15 protein-coding genes are annotated in these 16,130 nt (G+C 71.7%); 12 read left to right on the plus strand and 3 right to left on the minus strand.

What is annotated here, in order from left to right; all coding sequences use genetic code 11:
- Both argC and OG753_RS16530 read right to left on the minus strand, forming a co-directional pair.
- Positions 1-1,029 (minus strand): N-acetyl-gamma-glutamyl-phosphate reductase, encoded by a 1,029-nt coding sequence (argC, locus tag OG753_RS16525; RefSeq protein ID WP_327262541.1) that lies wholly within the window; start codon positions 1,027-1,029, stop codon positions 1-3.
- 93 nt (positions 1,030-1,122) lie between these two features.
- Complete coding sequence (locus tag OG753_RS16530; RefSeq protein WP_327262542.1) at positions 1,123-1,305, minus strand: lysine biosynthesis protein LysW; 183 nt, start codon at positions 1,303-1,305, stop codon at positions 1,123-1,125.
- Positions 1,306-1,538: 233 nt separating this feature from the next.
- Here OG753_RS16530 and OG753_RS16535 point away from each other — a divergent pair, with 233 nt between their 5' ends.
- Genes OG753_RS16535 through OG753_RS16570 form a run of 8 tightly spaced genes read left to right on the plus strand, consistent with a single transcriptional unit; the run spans position 1,539 to position 11,164 of the window.
- A complete protein-coding gene (locus OG753_RS16535) occupies positions 1,539-4,766 on the plus strand; it encodes a non-ribosomal peptide synthetase (RefSeq protein WP_405788952.1) in 3,228 nt (1,075 codons plus the stop codon).
- A gap of 60 nt (positions 4,767-4,826) precedes the next feature.
- On the plus strand, positions 4,827-5,597 hold the full coding sequence (locus tag OG753_RS16540) for a 2OG-Fe dioxygenase family protein (protein ID WP_327262544.1): 771 nt from the start codon (positions 4,827-4,829) through the stop codon (positions 5,595-5,597).
- On the plus strand, positions 5,594-6,712 hold the full coding sequence (locus OG753_RS16545) for a [LysW]-lysine hydrolase (protein ID WP_327262545.1): 1,119 nt from the start codon (positions 5,594-5,596) through the stop codon (positions 6,710-6,712). The genes OG753_RS16540 and OG753_RS16545 overlap by 4 nt, the downstream gene beginning before the upstream one ends.
- Positions 6,709-7,605 carry a lysine biosynthesis protein LysX gene (gene lysX / locus OG753_RS16550; protein WP_327262546.1) on the plus strand — a complete coding sequence of 299 codons (897 nt, stop codon included), beginning with the start codon at positions 6,709-6,711 and terminating at the stop codon, positions 7,603-7,605. The genes OG753_RS16545 and lysX overlap by 4 nt, the downstream gene beginning before the upstream one ends.
- Before the next feature lie 26 nt (positions 7,606-7,631).
- Positions 7,632-8,030 (plus strand): hypothetical protein, encoded by a 399-nt coding sequence (locus tag OG753_RS16555; RefSeq protein WP_327262547.1) that lies wholly within the window; start codon positions 7,632-7,634, stop codon positions 8,028-8,030.
- Positions 8,031-8,035: 5 nt separating this feature from the next.
- A complete protein-coding gene (locus OG753_RS16560; protein ID WP_327262548.1) occupies positions 8,036-9,328 on the plus strand; it encodes a DegT/DnrJ/EryC1/StrS family aminotransferase in 1,293 nt (430 codons plus the stop codon).
- 1 nt (position 9,329) lies between these two features.
- Positions 9,330-10,169, plus strand: a complete 840-nt coding sequence (locus OG753_RS16565) for a transketolase (RefSeq protein ID WP_327262549.1) — start codon at positions 9,330-9,332, stop codon at positions 10,167-10,169.
- Positions 10,166-11,164 carry a transketolase family protein gene (locus OG753_RS16570; RefSeq protein WP_405788954.1) on the plus strand — a complete coding sequence of 333 codons (999 nt, stop codon included), beginning with the start codon at positions 10,166-10,168 and terminating at the stop codon, positions 11,162-11,164. The genes OG753_RS16565 and OG753_RS16570 overlap by 4 nt, the downstream gene beginning before the upstream one ends.
- A 7-nt stretch (positions 11,165-11,171) precedes the next feature.
- Here OG753_RS16570 and OG753_RS16575 read toward each other — a convergent pair whose 3' ends face one another.
- Positions 11,172-12,086, minus strand: coding sequence for a GNAT family N-acetyltransferase (locus tag OG753_RS16575; RefSeq protein ID WP_405788956.1), 915 nt, complete (start codon positions 12,084-12,086; stop codon positions 11,172-11,174).
- A gap of 78 nt (positions 12,087-12,164) precedes the next feature.
- Here OG753_RS16575 and OG753_RS16580 point away from each other — a divergent pair, with 78 nt between their 5' ends.
- The 4 genes from OG753_RS16580 (at position 12,165) to OG753_RS16595 (ending at position 16,107) form a co-directional block, all read left to right on the plus strand.
- Positions 12,165-12,752, plus strand: a complete 588-nt coding sequence (locus tag OG753_RS16580) for a hypothetical protein (RefSeq protein WP_405788958.1) — start codon at positions 12,165-12,167, stop codon at positions 12,750-12,752.
- Complete coding sequence (locus OG753_RS16585) at positions 12,749-13,768, plus strand: BtrH N-terminal domain-containing protein (protein ID WP_405788960.1); 1,020 nt, start codon at positions 12,749-12,751, stop codon at positions 13,766-13,768. The genes OG753_RS16580 and OG753_RS16585 overlap by 4 nt, the downstream gene beginning before the upstream one ends.
- Positions 13,769-13,833: 65 nt before the next feature.
- Positions 13,834-14,829 (plus strand): TauD/TfdA family dioxygenase, encoded by a 996-nt coding sequence (locus OG753_RS16590; RefSeq protein WP_405788962.1) that lies wholly within the window; start codon positions 13,834-13,836, stop codon positions 14,827-14,829.
- 183 nt (positions 14,830-15,012) lie between these two features.
- Entirely contained in the window at positions 15,013-16,107 is a 1,095-nt protein-coding gene (locus tag OG753_RS16595) for a transaldolase family protein (RefSeq protein WP_327262555.1), read from the plus strand.
- Positions 16,108-16,130: the final 23 nt, after the last annotated feature.

The following is a 16,130-nucleotide window of genomic DNA, read 5'->3' on the forward strand; positions in this document are numbered from 1 at the left end:
TTAGACCGGGTGCAGGCCGGTGAACCCGAGACCGAGGGTCTCCGGACGGCCGAAGCGGATGTTCATGCTCTGCACTGCGTTGCCCGCCCCGCCCTTGACGAGGTTGTCCAGCGCGGCGATGAGGACCGCCGTGCCGTCGTCGGGGTCGGTGGCGAAACCGATGTCGCAGAAGTTGGAGCCGTTGAGGATCTTCGGCTCGGGCAGTCGGTACAGGCCGCGCTTCTGCGCGACGATCCGGACGAACGGCTCGTCGCCGTAGTAGCCGCGGTAGAGCTTGCGCAGCTCGCGCTCACCGAGCGAGACGCCGTCGGCGGCCTCCACCCGGATCAGCACCTGGACCCCGCGCACGGCCTCCACGCCGGTCGCGCTCATCCGCGCGGTCAGCCCGGTGCCCTGCGCGACCTCGGCCTCGTGACGGTGCCGCTGCGGCTTGAACACCCGCATGGCCCCGCTGCGTTCGGCGTGCAGGTTCATCGCGTCGGCGGTGATGCCGGAGCCGGACGAGCCGACCCGGCCGTCGATGGTCACGTCCTGGCGGATGAGCCCCTCGGCGGCCAGCGGGTAGAGGGCCAGCGTGGCCGCGTTCGCCATGCAGCCCGGCATGGAGATGCGGTCCGCGGTCTCCAGTTCCTTGCGGTAGCGCTCGGGCCAGCCGGTGACGAAGGTGTCGAGAAGGTCGGGCCGGGTGTGCTCGCCGTAGTAGCGGGCGTACACCTCCGGGTCCCGGAGCCGGTAGCCGCCGCTGAGGTCGATGATGACCTGTGCCTTGTCGGTGAGATTCGGCACGAGCTCCATCGCCACGGAGGGCGAGACGGCCGTGAAGAGAACGTCGCAGTCGGCGACGTCCTCGGGTGAGCAGAAGAGCAGATCGGTACTGCCGCGCAGGTTGGGGTGGGCGGTGTCCACCCGGCGGCCGGAAAGCCTGCTCGACACCGCGCTGACGATGTCCACTTCGGGGTGGCCGAGGAGCAGCCGCAGCAGCTCACCGCCGATGTACCCTGACGCGCCGTAGACGCCGGCACGGATCACAAGGGCCTCCAGGTCTGAATGACGGATGGATCGGTGGAACGGATGGGGCACGCCTGACCCCGGACACGCGTCCGGGGCACCGGCGTACGGGTCCTACTCGCCCCAGTCCTCTTCGACCTCCGGGGCCAGCGCGAGCAGCAGGGGCTCGGCGGTGATCACTTCGAGCTCGCTCAGGCAGCCGCCGCATTCGACGATCTCGCTCTGGCGCACACCGTCGGGAACGGTGACGGTGCCTTCACACTCCGGGCAGGTGGCAACCGCGGTGGCGGTGGTCATCCCAGTCCTCCTCGTATCGGACGGGCCGGGTCATCTCTCCGGCTCCGCCACGAGCGTCGGTGCTGGACGGGTCCCCGGGGTAGTCGGGGGAATCCCCTACAGCCCCGGCGACGCGGGGCGCCGGCCGGCGTAGGGATACCTCCCGACTGTCGGGGGACGGGGCGCGCTGCGAGCCTCGATAGCGGGCTCGATCCGAGATCCCGTAACCCATGCACCGGAGGGCTGAAACCGCCATGTCTGACGCCGAATTCGACGAAGAGGTCTTTCTGTTCCCCGCGTCGTTCGGGCAGGAGCGGTTGTGGTTGCTGGATTGCCTGGGTGCGGGTTCGGCGTATCACGTGGCGGGTGGTCTGCGGGTTTCGGGTTCGCTTGATGTGGGTGTGCTGGAGGCTGCGGTGGCGGGGGTGGTGGCTCGTCATGAGGCGCTGCGTACCCGGTTCGCGTGGGTGGACGGTGCGCTGCAGCAGGTGGTGACGGAGGCGGACGATCTGCCGGTGTCCGTGCCGGTGGTGGTGGTCGAGGGTCTGCTGGAGGAGTGGTTCGAGGGTGTGGTGGAGGAGCCCTTCGACCTGGCCGCGGGTCCGCTGGTGCGTGTGGTGGTGGGCCGGCTGGGTGAGGGTGAGTGGGCGGTCGGTCTGGTCGCGCACCACACGATCGTCGACGGCTGGTCGATGGGCCTGATCCTGCGGGAACTCGGCGCCCTCTACGGTGCCTTCACTGCGGGTGCCGATCCGGAGACGGTCCTGCCCGCTCTGGATCTGCAGTACGGGGACTTCGCGGTGTGGCAGCGCGAGGAACTCTCCGGCGATGCCCTCGAAGAGGGGCTCGCCTACTGGAAGGAGACGCTGGCGGGTGCTTCGGGTCTGGAGGTGCCGGCTGAGCGTCCCCGTACTGATTCGGCGTCCTCCTACCCGGCCGGACAGGTCCCGGTCGTGGTTCCGGCCGCTCTTGCGGGCCGGCTGAAGACGGTTGCGGAGACGGGCCGGGCGACGGTGTTCCAGGGTCTGCTGGCTTCGTTTGCGTCGGTGCTGGGGCGTTGGTCGGGTCAGTCGGATGTGGTGGTGGCGACGCCGGTGGCGGGTCGTTCACGGGCCGAGCTGGAGGATGTGGTCGGGTTCTTCGTGAACACGATCGCCCTGCGTCTGGACACTTCCGGCCGTGGTTCGTTCACGGACATGCTGGGCCGGGCCCGTGAGACGGTGCTGGGTGCGCTGGCGCATCAGGACGTGCCGTTCGAGAAGGTCGCGCAGGCCGCCGGGAGTGACCTGGTCCGGGTCCTGCTGGCTCTGGACAACACCCCGCGCGGCGGCTGGGAACTCCCCGGAGCGGTCGTTTCGGAGTTCCAGGCGGGTGGGGGGCGGGCCCAGTTCGAGATTGCTCTGCACCTGCGTGAGCGTGGCGACGGGTCTTTGGAGGGGCGTCTGGAATACGCGGCGGACCTTTTCGACGCGGACGGCATGGAACGCCTGGCGGGTGCCTGGCTGCGACTCCTGGAAGCAGCCGTCACCACCCCCGAAACGGTCCTGAACTCGCACCAGTTGTCGAGTCCGGCCGAGCAGGCCCTGATCGCGTCGTTCACGTCTCCGGATCCGGAGCCGGTGACGGGTCTGATGCACGAGGAGATCGCCCGGCAGGCCGCCGCGACCCCCGACGCCCTCGCCGTCACCGACGAGACCGGCGCGTCTCTCACCTACCGTGAGCTGGACGCTGCGGCGAACCGTCTCGCCAACCACCTGCAGACTGCGGGTATCGGTGTTGAGGACGTGGTGGGCGTCTGCCTGCACCGCTCCCTTGATCTCGTCGTCGCTCTGGTCGGTGTGCTGAAGGCCGGCGCCGCCTACCTCCCCCTGGATCCCGACTACCCGACCGGGCGCCTCACCGCGATGGCCACCGGCTCACGGGTCCCGCTGGTCCTCACCCACGACCTCGCCCAGGACGTTGCCTCGTCCCTCGAACTCCCGGCCGGCGCACGCCTGGTCAACCTCGACACCGACCGCACGGTTATCGACCGGGCTTCTGCCGAAGCCCCGCGGACCGGGGTGGGTCCCGACAATGCGGCCTACGTCCTCTACACGTCGGGTTCGACCGGTGCCCCCAAGGGCGCGGTCAACACGCATGCCGCGTTCGTCAACCGGATCGCCTGGACACAGAACGCCTACCAGCTCGACCACACCGACCGGGTCCTGTTCAAGACCCCCATCGGGTTCGACGTCTCAGGCTGGGAATGGACCTGGCCCCTGACCGCCGGCGCCACCATCCAGCTCGTCACCCCCGGCGGACACCGCGACCCCGCCCACCTCGCCCACCTCATCCAGAAGACCGGCACGACCGTCTGCCACTTCGTGCCCTCCATGCTCCGCTACTTCCTCGAACACCCCGACACCCCCGACGCCACCACCCTCACCGACGTCATCGTCTCCGGCGAAGAACTCACCCCCCACCTCGCCACCACCTTCCACACCACCCTCCCCCACACCCGCCTCCACAACCTCTACGGCCCCACCGAAGCCGCCATCGACGTCACCGCCCACACCGTCGACCCCCACCACACCACCACCCGCATCCCCATCGGCACCCCCATCACCGGCACCGAACTCCACGTCCTGGACACCCACCACCAGCCCGTCCCCATCGGCGTCACCGGACACCTCCACATCGGCGGCACCGCCCTCGCCCGCGGCTACCACCACCAGAGCGCACTCACCGCCGACCGCTTCACCCCCCACCCCACCCGACCCGGCCACCGCCTCTACGCCACCGGCGACCAAGCCCGCTGGACCACCCACGGCACCCTCGAATACCTCGGCCGCAACGACCACCAGATCAAAATCCGCGGCCAACGCATCGAACCCGCCGAAATCGACACCGCACTCCACACCCACCCCGACATCACCCACACCATCACCACCACCCACACCACCCCCGACGGCACCACCCACCTCGCCACCTACTACACCACCACCCCCCACACCACACCCCCCACACCCCAACAACTCCGCACCCACCTCCGCACCCACCTCCCCACCGCCATGATCCCCACCTACCTCACCCACCTCACCCACCTCCCCCAACTCCCCAACGGCAAGACCAACACCAAACAACTCCCCCCGCCCGAGGCGCTGTTGAGCGAACGCACGCCGGTCGCTCCACGTACTCCGGACGAGTTCGTGCTGGCCAAGCTCTGGTCCGAGGTGCTCGGGATCCAGGACGTCAGCGTCCAGGACGACTTCTACGACGTGGGCGGCGACTCTCTGCGGGCGGTCCAGGTGTTCCAGCTCCTCTCCGACGCCGGCTCCCCCGTCCCGCTCTCCGTACTGCTCGGCAATCACACGATCGAGCAGCTCGCCACCCAGCTCGGCAGTGGCACCGGCACCGGCACCGGCACCGGCAGCAGCCCCGCATCCGATGCCGATACCGATTCCGCCGAGGTCCGCGAGGTCCACGAGGCACTCGCCCCCTGAACCACCGCACACGTACCGATCCCGCCCGGACGTCCCGGGCAGCCGAATGGAGAACTTCGCATGACCACCGCACCAGTGAGCATCGAGACAGCGATCACCGAGGACCGCCTCCGGACTGCCGTCGCCGCCGGGCTCGAACTCTTCCTGAAGGGATTCACCGTCTTCCGCGCGGCGCAGAAGACCCACGACATCCCGCCGGCCGAGCTGGCCTCGTTCCAGGCGCTCTGGAACGACCTGGCCCCCGACGAGAACCTGAACGGCGGGACGTACCGCACCCGCCGCTACGGCCGGGTCCGCGCCCAGATCCTCGCCGACGGACCGGTGTTCACCGCTCTGCCGCACAGCACCTTCCAGCAGTCCGCCGAGCACATCCCGATCCACATGGGCAAGGCCCGTCACTTCGAGCCCATAAGCCAGGAGAACCTCTCCCACCCGGCACTGCTGACCCTGCTCACCGACGGGCTGGGGCTGATCGCGTCGAGCGACAGCCGCAAGGAATGGGAGATCGGACTGCACATGGTGCGGACGGTCGCCGACGAGAACCCCGGTCTGCCGACCCCCGAGGGCCGTCACCGCGACGGTCACGACTACGTGGGCATGCACCTGCTGGGCCGCCGCGACTGCGTCGGCGGCACGTCCATCGTCTACCGCGAGGGCCAGCCGGACACCACGCTGACCCTGCTGGAGCCGCTGGACGGAATGATGGTCGTCGACGCCGCGGTCATGCACGAGGTGACCCCGATCGCCGCGACCTCCGGCCTGGGCACGCGCGACATGCTGCTCGTGGACTACAACGCGATCGGCGACGAGATGCGGGAGTCCCGGCCGTGACGCTGCCGAGCTCCGCCCCGGCGCAGGACGGTACGGACCCCGTACCGCTGCTGCTGGAACTCGTACAGACCCCCTCCGTGTCGGGCGGTGAGGCGGCGGCCGCGCAGGCCCTGGTCGACTGGTTCCGCCGGTCCGGCTTCACCGCGTACGTCGACGGGGCCGGCAATGCCGTCGGGGAGATCGGCGGCCGCGCCGAGGACCCGGTGATCATGCTGCTGGGCCACATCGACACGGTCCCCGGCATCCTGCCCGTCGAGGTCCGCGGCGAGATCCTGCACGGCCGCGGCACCGTCGACGCGAAGGGCCCGCTGGCCGCCTTCGCCTGGGCCGCGGCCCGGGCGGCCGCCGCCGGGGTCCGCGCCCGGATCCTGGTGGTCGGGGCCGTGGACGAGGAGCGGGAGTCGGTCGGCGCGCTGCACCTGGTCGACCGGTACGCGCCGGACGCCCTGGTGATCGGTGAGCCGAGCGGGGTCGACGGGGTGGTGCTCGGCTACAAGGGCATCCTGCGGCTGCGGTACGAGGTGGAGCGGCCCGCCGCGCACACCAGCAGCCCGGAGGAGAAGGCCACCGAGGTCGCCACCGAGTTCTGGGACCTGCTCCGGGACCGGCTGACCGGCCACCGGCCGGACGCCTCGTTCTTCGAGCAGGCCCTGCCCGCCCTGGTGGGCATGGCCGGTGACATCGAGCGGGCCTCGCTCGACATCTCCGTGCGGCTGCCCCCGGACTTCGACACCGACGAGCTGCTGGGCTGGCTCGACGAGCAGGCGCGGGGCGGCCGGATCACGGTCGTCGAGCGCACCGCGGCGGTCCGCTCCCCGCGCACCGACCCGGTGGTGCGGGCGCTGACCACCGCGATCCGGGGCCGCGGGCTGCGGCCCGTGCCCAAGGTGAAGCTCGGTTCGTCCGACATGAACGTGGTCGTGCCGCAGTGGCGCTGCCCGGTCGCCGCGTACGGACCCGGCGACGCCCACCTCGACCACACCGACCACGAACACATCGATCTGCGTGACTACCGGCTCGCCATCGACGTCCTGACCGATGCCCTCGGGCTCCTCGCCGCATCACTCGGCGGGGTCACCGTGAGCGCCGGCGAGAAAACAGGGGCCCTCCAATGAACGAATCCCTCACGACCCGCACGCCCTTCCGTCCGGGCGACCCGGACGCGCCGCTCGCAGTGCTCTACTCCCGCATCCGCGTCGAGGAGCGCAAGCTCCTCGAGGAGCTCGACCGCCGCAACGTCCCGTACGACCTGATCGACTCCCGTACCGCGGTGTTCCGCCCGGACGGGCCGGGACTGCCCTACCGGGGCGCGCTGAGCCGGGAGATCTCCCACACCCGCAACGTGTACGCGACCCGGCTGCTGGAGCACGCGGGGCTGACCGTGGTCAACAGCCACGACATCATCTCCACCTGCGGCGACAAGCTGCTGACGACGCTGCGGCTGCTGCAGGCGGGCATCCCGACCCCGCGCGTGCTGGTCGGCCTGACCCCCGACGCGGCGCTGGACGCCCTCGAGGAGTTCGGCTACCCGGTCGTCGCCAAGCCGCTCACCGGTTCCTGGGGCCGGCTCGGCGCCCGCCTCAAGGAGCGCGAGACGGCGGAGGCGGTGCTGGAGCACAAGGCCGCCCTGACCGGTCCCCAGCACCAGATCACGTACATCCAGGACTACATCGACAAGCCGGGCCGGGACATCCGGGCGTACGTGTTCGGCCGCGAGGTGGTCGGCGCGATCTACAAGTACTCGGACCACTGGCGCACCAACACCGCGCGCGGCGGCAGGCCCGTGGTCTGCCCGGTCACCCCGGACCTGGAGAAGCTGCTGGTCGCGACGGCCGAGGCGATGGGCGAGGGAGTGCTCGCCGTGGACCTCCTGGAGGGCCCGGACGGCGAGGTGTTCGTCAACGAGATCAACCACACGCCCGAGTTCCACGGCGCGATCGACGTGCTCGGCACGGGCATGGTCGGCCGCTACGTGGACTACGTCCTGAACCGGCTGGCCGCCCGATGACGAACGAGACGAACGGGACCACCCCGATGAGCACGCACAGCACCCAGAGCACGCACACCACCGCCACCCGGGTCACCGCGATCGCGCTGGCCGGCCCCACCCCCTGCGACGGCCGCCTGCTGGACGTGCCGGCCGGACAGTACGACTGGCTGCGGCTGCTCGTCACCACCGACGGCGCGGAGCAGCAGGACGAGCTGGACGAGGAGGTGTGGCTCCACTACCGGGGCGGCGCCGACCCCGAGTGGCTGCGGACCACCGGCACCGGGGCCGACGGCCGCCGGACCGCCCGGATCCCCGTGACCCGCCGGGACGACCTGCTCGCCGTCCGGCTGCCCGTCCGGGCCGGGATCACCGTGCACGCCGCCGACCTCACCGCCGATACGGCACCTTCCGCACCGACCACCGACTTCCCGATCGGAGCATGACCTCCATGTCCAAGCTCGCCATGTTCGGCGGCACCCGCACGGTGACCGCCCAGGACGCGGACCCGTCACTGATCGCCTGGCCGGTGGTGACCGACGCGGAACGCGAGTCGGCGCTGCGGGTCTTCGACAGCGGCCAGTTCACCTCGAACAACACCAACGGCGAGGTCCAGCTCCTGGAGCGGGAGTGGGCCGAGTACGTGGGCGCCGCGCACTGCGCCGCCGTGTCCAACGGCACCGCCGCCATCGAGCTGGCCCTGGCCGCGGCCGGGATCGAGCCGGGCGCCGAGGTGCTGGTACCCGCGTTCACCTTCATCGCCAGCGCCATCGGCCCCGTCCAGCGCTCGCTGACCCCGGTGTTCGTGGACATCGACCCGGTCACCTTCTGCATGGACCCGGTGGCGGCCGAGGCCGCGATCACCCCGCGCACCAAGGCGATCGTGGTCGTGCACCTGCACGGTCTGCCGGCCGACATGACCGCCTTCCGGGCACTGGCCGCCCGCCACGGGCTGCTGCTGATCGAGGACGCCGCCCAGTCCCACGCGGCGACCTATCAGGGCGCCCGTACCGGCTCGCTCGGCGACATCGCCACCTTCAGCCTCAACGTGGTGAAGAACCTGCCGACCTGCGGCGAGGGCGGGCTGGTCACCACCAACTCCGCCGACCTGCACCGCGAGGTGGAGCTGCGCCGGCAGTTCGGCGAGAAGCTCCAGGGCGCCAGGGAGCGCGACTACCGCTCGCGGATGCTCGCCGGGAACGAGAAGCTCAGCGCCGTGCAGGCCGCGTTCGCCCGCGCCCAGCTGGCCCGCCTCGACGAGTACCACGAGGCGCGCACCCGCAACGTCGAGGCCTTCCTCGACCGGATCCGGCACCTGCCGGGCCTGCTGGTCCCGCACACCCCGGCCGACCGCACGCACGCCTGGCACATCCTGCGGCTGCGCTTCGACCCGGCCGCGATGGGCCACGCCGGGGTGGCACCGGGCGCGATGCGCTCGATCCTGCACCGCGCGCTGCGGGCCGAGGGCGTTCCCGCGCAGCCGTACCAGCTGGTGCCGCTGCCCGGCCAGCCCGCCTTCCGCGAACTGGGTTACCGGGCCGAGGACTTCCCGGTCACCTGCGAGGTGATCGAAGACTCGCTGACCCTGCAGCGCTGGCACCTCAACCCGGCCTCCGGTCCGGTGCTCCAGCGCATCGCGGACGGCTTCGAGAAGGTCTGGGGTCACCTGGACACGCTCGGTGCGGCCGCCGCCGGCCTGGACTACCGGCCCGTGTGGGCGACCGCGCAGAAGGCGGGGGTCTGACATGGCCACCGCCATCGGCACCCGGTCCACCGAGGAGCTGGCCGAGGTCGTCCGGGAGCAGATCCTGGAGATGGGCCTCAGCGAGCACGGTACGCACATCGGCGGCAGCCTCTCGGCGGCCGACGTGATGACACTGCTCTACAACGAGGTGCTGCGGCTGCGCCCGGAGGAGCCCGAGTGGGCCGACCGGGACCGCTTCATCCTCAGCAAGGGTCACGCCTCCGCCGCCCTGTATGCGGTGCTCGCGGCCCGCGGCTTCCTGCCCGTCGAGGAGCTCGCCCAGTACGGGGTCTCCGGTGGCCGGCTGGCCGGCCACCCGCTGCGCCGGCTGCCCGGTGTGGAGTTCCCCTCGGGTTCGCTGGGCCACGGCCTGTCGCTCGGTGTCGGCAGTGCCGTCGCCGCTCGCCGCCAGGGCCGCCCCAGCCGGGTCTTCGTCCTGATGGGCGACGGGGAGATCCAGGAGGGCTCGGTGTGGGAGGCCGCGATGTCGGCGGCCCACCTGCGGCTGGACAACCTGGTCGGGATCGTGGACCGCAACCGGCTCCAGATCACCGGGCACACGGAGGAGCGGATGGGCCTGGAGCCCCTCGCCGACAAGTGGCGCAGCTTCGGCTGGGACACCGTCGAGGTGGACGGGCACGACCTGGACGCCCTGCGCGCCGTGTTCGCCGCCCTGCCCGCCCCGTCGGGCCGGCCCACGATGGTGATCGCCGAGACGGTCAAGGGCAAGGGCGTCCCGCTGTTCGAGGACAAGAAGAAGTCTCATTCGGTGAAGCTCAGCCCGAATCTGCACCGGCGCGCGCTGGGCGGACTCCGGGCCCGTTCGAGGAGGAACCCGTGACCGTCGTCGAGGAAACAGCCCCGGCCTCCGTGTCCGCGTGGCAGGAGCGGTACGCGGCCGCCTGCCGCGACGTGTACCGGTCCACCCTGTTCGACCTGGCCAAGTCCGATGCCCGGATCTTCGCGGTGGACACGGACATGGGCGGGCTGGAGGACAGTTTCGAGCCCGAACTGCCCGCCCAGTACGTGAACGTGGGCATCGCCGAGGCGAACCTGATGGGCGTCTCGGCGGGACTCGCCGCCGACGGCCTGGTGCCGTTCGCGAACACCATCGCCTCGTTCGCGGCCACCCGGGCCTGCGAGCAGGTGAAGGTGGACATCGCGGGCAACAACCTGCCGGTGCGGATCGTGGGCACCCACGGCGGTTTCTCCGCCGGGCACTACGGGCCGACGCACCACTCGCTGGAGGACGTGGCGATCCTGCGCACCCTGCCCAACCTGACGGTGGTGGTGCCGGCCGACGCCGCGGAGACCGAGTACGCCATCCGTGCGATCGCCGACACCGAGGCCTTCCCCGGTCCGGTGTACGTGCGGCTGGGCCGCAGTGCCACGCCGCTGGTCCACCAGGGCCCGTACGAGTTCCGGATCGGCAAGGCGGACCTGCTGCGGCCGGGCGGCGACGTGACCATCGTGGCGACCGGCCCGCTGCCGGTGTCCGAGGCGCTGGCCGCGGCCGGACTCCTCGCGGAGCGCGGGATCGACGCCCGGGTGCTGAACATGCACACGGTCAAGCCGATCGACGAGGAGGCCGTACTGGCCGCCGCGCGCGAGACGGCCGGGCTGGTCACCGTCGAGGACTCGGTGCTGGTCGGCGGTCTCGGCTCGGCCGTCACCGAGCTGACCTCCGAGCGGTGGCCGTGCCGGGTGCGCCGGATCGGCGTCCCGGACGGCTTCCACGACGAGGTCGGCAGCGAGCGCGAGCTGCTGGTGCTGGCCGGGGTGACCGCGGAGCGGATCGCCGAGGCCGCCGAGGACGTGGTCGTGCGCAGTCGCTGACGTGACGTCAACGGCCTCCGTCCGCCCGCAGCGGGGCCCTCGGGAACGAGCGGCACAGCGCGAGGGCGGGCTCCACGAGGGTGCGGGGCATCAGGTAGGGCGCGATCTCGGCCGGTGTACGGCCGAAGGTCAGCAGGTCCCCGCGCACCGGGTCCACGTCGACGGAGTCGGCGTGACCGGCGAGCAGCTCGCGCCACCGGTCCGCCGCGGAACGGTCCACCCCGGTAGATGTCACCCAGGCGTCCGTGCCCAGGTGCAGGGTGGTCCCGCCGGCCCGCAGCGCGCGGTCCGCCAGCCCGGCGAACTCGTCCACGGCCCTGTCGCGGTGCGTCGTGAGCACCGCGGCGACCCGGCCGTCGCCGGTGGCGAACCAGTCCACCAGGGCGGTGCCCGCCGGCAGGGTACCGGTCGGGTACGGGTGGGCGGCGGGTTCGGGCGGCCCGTCGAGCAACCGCTCCATCGTCACCTCCGACAGCGGCTTGTCGGGGTTGGGGAGGTAGCGCACCGTCCGGTAGCCGAGCCTCGCGTACACCGGCGGATTGCCCCGTTCGACCACCGCGTCGAGGACCACCCGGTCCGCGCCGGCGGCGGCGGCGACATCCGTCTCCAGGGCTCGTACCAGGCGCCGGGCCAGACCCGTTCCGAGGGCTTCGGGGGACACGCCGAGCCGGCCGACCCCCCAGGTGGTGGGGCCCTTGGGAATCGCGCGGATGCTCCCGACCAGCCGGCCGTCCGCGTTGCGGGCGATCCACAGCCCGGCCCCGCCGGCCAGATCGGCCCGCACGTCCTCGGCGTTCTCGAAAGCGCCGTCCGGTCGCGGGAGTCCGGGCAGGGGATCCGCGTCGGCGAATGAGGCGCGAGTGACCTCCGCGATCCGTTCCGCGAGATCGATGGAGGCGGCCGCATCCGGGCCGAATCCCAAGAATTCAATTCCTATCGCACTGTCAAGGAGGTTCATATGCCGAACCTAATGGATGTCGCACAACCTCGGGTGAACCAAGTGACCTTCACCCCGGTGCCCCTGGACGGCCTTTTCAATGGAAAGGGCGTTTCCACGCCACGGCGCTGGCCGACGACCGGCGGCTTCAATGTGTGGGGCAATACCTTTCCGGCCGAGGGATTTCCCGGCACGGACGGTGAGACCTTCGTGGAGGGCGTCCCGTACCTGCTGCCCGGCAAGGGCGGCCCGGCTGCGGCCGGCACCGCGATGGACAACGTCCGCTGCCGCGGCCAGCTCCTCGAGGTGCCCGCCGGCGAGCACCGGTGGATCCACGTCCTGGGCGCCGCCGAACGCCGCACGGAGGACGAGCTGCTCGTCCACTACGCCGACGGCGCGGTGCGCCGCCAGTGGCTCCGGATCTCCGATTTCTGGCCGGAAACCGACCAGAGGTTCGGGGAGTTGCTGGCCTTCCGGACCCGCTACCTGATGTACCCGCGGCACTCCCAGCACAACATGCCGCCGTCCGTGTGGGCGCAGCGCGTGCCGGTCACCGTGCCCGGCACCGTGACCGCCCTGGAGCTGCCGGACAACCCGGCCATGCACCTGTTCGCCATCACCCTGGAGACCCGAGAGACGGTGGAATCATGAGGGTCGAGCTGCCCAACATCGCGCACTGGCGCCACGACCTGGGCCACTGCCTGCACACCACCATGGGTGTGCTCCTGCAGCACCACGGCCTGGACCCGCTCCAGGTTCTCGGCGCCAACTGGGGCTTCTTCCACCGGCCCGGAGACGTCCGCCGCGAGGAGTACTACTTCCCGCTGCACCGGGACGGACTGCTGGAGAGCCTGGCCCCGCACCACCCGGTGTGGTCGCGCTGGCACTGGCCGAAGGACGCGGAGTCCGGCTGGCGGGAGGTCCGGGAGGCGGTCCTCGCCGGGAACGCGGTCGCGGCCGCGGCCGACAACTTCCACCTGCCGTTCCGCCCCGCCTACCGCGACGTGCACACCAACCACCTGCTCACGGTGTACGGCTTCGACGACGAGCGCGAGCTGGTGCTGATCTCCGACCCGGTGCCGCCCCGCTTCCAGGGCGCCATCCCGCTGGGGCAGTTCACCGACGCCCGCGACTCCGCCAACCCGGTGCTCCACGACCGCGACCTGTTCTTCACCGACAACCCGGTGGCCAACCGCTGGCTGGAGGTGGGCGTGAGCGGTGAGGTCCCGCCGCACGACCGGGACTTCGTACGGGGCGTCCTCGCGGCCAACGACGCCGGATTCGCGGCCGTCCACCCCGGCCCCGAGCTCTCCGGCCTGGCGGGCCAGCGGGTCTTCCTCGACGGGCTGGCCGACCGGCTCGGCGACGGCGACGCGTCCGTGATCGACGAGGCGTTCATCGCCACCGGCGCGGTCCTCGCGATGACCGGCGTGCACGGCGACTACCTGGCCGCCACGGCCCGCCAGTTCGACTCCCCGCAGCTGATGGAGGCCTCCCGCACGGTGGACCGCGTCGCCCACTCCTGGAGTGCGCTGCGCATCGACGTGGCGATGGCCCGCGACGAGCCGGCGAGCGCCGAGACCTCCGTACGCAACCGGTCCAAGCTGCTGCTGGCCGAGCAGGAGCTGGCCCTGGAGCGGCTGCGCGCCGCGGCCCGCGCCCTCTGAGCCCGGCGTCCGGCGCCCGCCCTCCTCCCCCGCATCCCTCTTCCATCTCCCTTCGAGAGGCCGAGATGAACGACGTAAAGATCCATTCGCTGCCCGCGCACCTGCGCGTGGCCTTCACGGAGGCGGTGGCCGACCGGGTCGCGGCCGGCGCCCGGGGCGACACGGTGCTCGGCCGCCCCGAGTGGGAGCTGCCCGAGCGGCTCGCCGACCAGCTGCGGGACTGGCTGGGCAGTCCCGACCCGGTCGACGGCTTCCGGGTGGTGCGCGGCCTGTTCGACGGTTTCGCCCAGCCCGGTCCGACGCCCGCGCACTGGGCGGAGACCGACCCCGACGACTCCGCGGCGCACGACGTGGCGCTGGCGCTGGCGGCCCGGCTGCTCGGCCGGGTCTTCGGCTGGACCGACCAGCAGGACGGCCGGGTCGTCCACAACATCCTGCCCAGCCGCGGCTACGAGCAGATGCAGGTCGGCGCGAGCAGCACCGTCCCGCTCACCTGGCACACCGAGGACGGGTTCCACCCCGAGCGGGCCGACCTGCTGCTGCTGGCCTGCATCCGCAACCCCGATGCCATCGGCACGCTGCTGGCCGGAATTCAACGCGCTCCGCTGTCGCCGGAGGCGATCGAGCAGCTGCGCCGGCCGCTGCTGGTGATCGAGCCGGACGACAGCTACGAGGACGAGGACGCGGCCCACGAGGAGCGGATCGGCATGGCCACCGTGTGGGACGGGGACCATGGCCTGGGCGTCCGCTACGACCCGAGCTACACCGTGACGCTGACCGACGACCCGGCCTTCTCCGCGGCCTATCAGCAGCTGGGCGCCGCTTTCGAGGAGTGCGGATTCATCGTCCCGCTGGAGCCGGGCGACCTGCTGATGGTCGACAACAACGCGGTGGTGCACGGGCGGATAGCTTTCCGGGCCCGCTACGACGGCACCGACCGCTGGCTCAAGCGGGTACTGGTCCGCGCGCAGGGGGTCCGGCCCGCTCGAGAACTGCTCGAGCACGGATACCACCAGCAGCAGACCGACCCGGAGAACCAGGTGGTCCCGGCCGGGGTCTGACCGGACTTTGTCAGATTGCGGCCCTGTTTCCCCCCGCATCTGACAAGGAATCACCCGCGCATTGGCTCTCGCGTCACCGTGTGGCTACGTTCGGCTCGCCGAATACCCATCAGACGCTCTGTGAATGGAGGGCCCATGGACGTGCAGCTGCCCGGACGTCGGGCCGATGCCGAGAGAACGGGAATGACGACCGAACCCCTCAAACAGCTGGCCGCCGAGGGCGTCTCCCTGTGGCTGGAGGGCGTCGGCCACCGCCGGCTGTCCTCCGGGGAACTGACCGGCCTCGTCACCTCGCACGGCGTCAGCGGTGTCAGCTGCGCCCCGCACGGGCCCTCCGGGCTGCTCGACCGCAGCGACTACCGGGCCAGGCTCGACGAGCTGTCCTCCTACGGAGCGGGCGTCGCGGAGGCGGCCCGCGCCCTGGCCGCCCGCGACGTGCGGACGGCGTGCGACACCCTGCTGCCGATGTGGGAGCGCAGCCGGGGCGCCGACGGGCAGGTGTGCGCGGCGATCGGCCACACCCGGGACGTACGGGGGGCACTGGCCGAGGCGCGTTCGCTGCACTGGACGGTGGACCGGCCGAACCTGCTGGTGCGGCTGCCCGCCGACCCGGTGGGGCTGGCCACGGCGAGCGACTGCCTGGCCGAGGGCATCGGGGTGGCCTTCGGGCCGGTGTACAGCGCCGAGAGCTACGAACTGGTCCTGGAGGCCTGGCTGCTGGGCCTGGAGCGGGCGGTGGCGGCGGGGCTCGCGCCCGGCCGGATCCCGGCCGCCGTGCAGGTGCCGGTCAGCGAGATCGACACGGCCGCGCGGGCCCTGCTGGGCGCGCATACCGGGCGGACCGCGGAGGCACTGCGCGGCCGGGTGGCCGTCGCGGTGGCCCGGCTGGTCTTCAGCGCGTACGAGCGCCGCCTCGACTCCCCGCGCTGGCGGGAGCTGGTCCGCGCCGGGGCCCGGCCGCACCGGCTGGTGTGGTCCTTCGACGGGGAGGCGGCGGACCGTCTCTCGGGCGGTCTGGTGGCCGAGGGGACCGTGCAGTCGCTGACCGCCGAGGGGCTGCGGACCCTGTCGGCGACGGTGGTCCTGATGGAGGGCGACACCCTGTCGGGCCGTGTGCACAGCGCGCGGGAGGACCTGAGGCTGCTGGCCGATCTGGGCGTGGACTGGGAGCAGCGGGCCAAGGAGCTGGGCACCGAGTCCCCGCACCGCCAGTACGGCGCCTGGCGCGAGCTGGTGGACGCGGTGGGCGCGGCCATGGAACAGCAGACCGGCCGGTGACCCCTGGGGGGCACCGGCCGGAT

This window comes from Streptomyces sp. NBC_00029 (assembly GCF_045160505.1).
In the GTDB taxonomy this organism is placed as follows: Bacteria; Actinomycetota; Actinomycetes; order Streptomycetales; family Streptomycetaceae; genus Streptomyces.

What these genes read in the sequence shown, in the direction of transcription:
- OG753_RS16530 (WP_327262542.1), bottom strand. Translation starts at nt 1,305, where the DNA reads ATGACCACCGCCACCGCGGTTGCCACCTGCCCGGAGTGTGAAGGCACC.
- OG753_RS16535 (WP_405788952.1), top strand. Translation starts at nt 1,539, where the DNA reads ATGTCTGACGCCGAATTCGACGAAGAGGTCTTTCTGTTCCCCGCGTCG.
- OG753_RS16540 (WP_327262544.1), top strand. Translation starts at nt 4,827, where the DNA reads ATGACCACCGCACCAGTGAGCATCGAGACAGCGATCACCGAGGACCGC.
- lysX (WP_327262546.1), top strand. Translation starts at nt 6,709, where the DNA reads ATGAACGAATCCCTCACGACCCGCACGCCCTTCCGTCCGGGCGACCCG.
- OG753_RS16555 (WP_327262547.1), top strand. Translation starts at nt 7,632, where the DNA reads ATGAGCACGCACAGCACCCAGAGCACGCACACCACCGCCACCCGGGTC.
- OG753_RS16560 (WP_327262548.1), top strand. Translation starts at nt 8,036, where the DNA reads ATGTCCAAGCTCGCCATGTTCGGCGGCACCCGCACGGTGACCGCCCAG.
- OG753_RS16565 (WP_327262549.1), top strand. Translation starts at nt 9,330, where the DNA reads ATGGCCACCGCCATCGGCACCCGGTCCACCGAGGAGCTGGCCGAGGTC.
- OG753_RS16585 (WP_405788960.1), top strand. Translation starts at nt 12,749, where the DNA reads ATGAGGGTCGAGCTGCCCAACATCGCGCACTGGCGCCACGACCTGGGC.
- OG753_RS16590 (WP_405788962.1), top strand. Translation starts at nt 13,834, where the DNA reads ATGAACGACGTAAAGATCCATTCGCTGCCCGCGCACCTGCGCGTGGCC.
- OG753_RS16595 (WP_327262555.1), top strand. Translation starts at nt 15,013, where the DNA reads ATGACGACCGAACCCCTCAAACAGCTGGCCGCCGAGGGCGTCTCCCTG.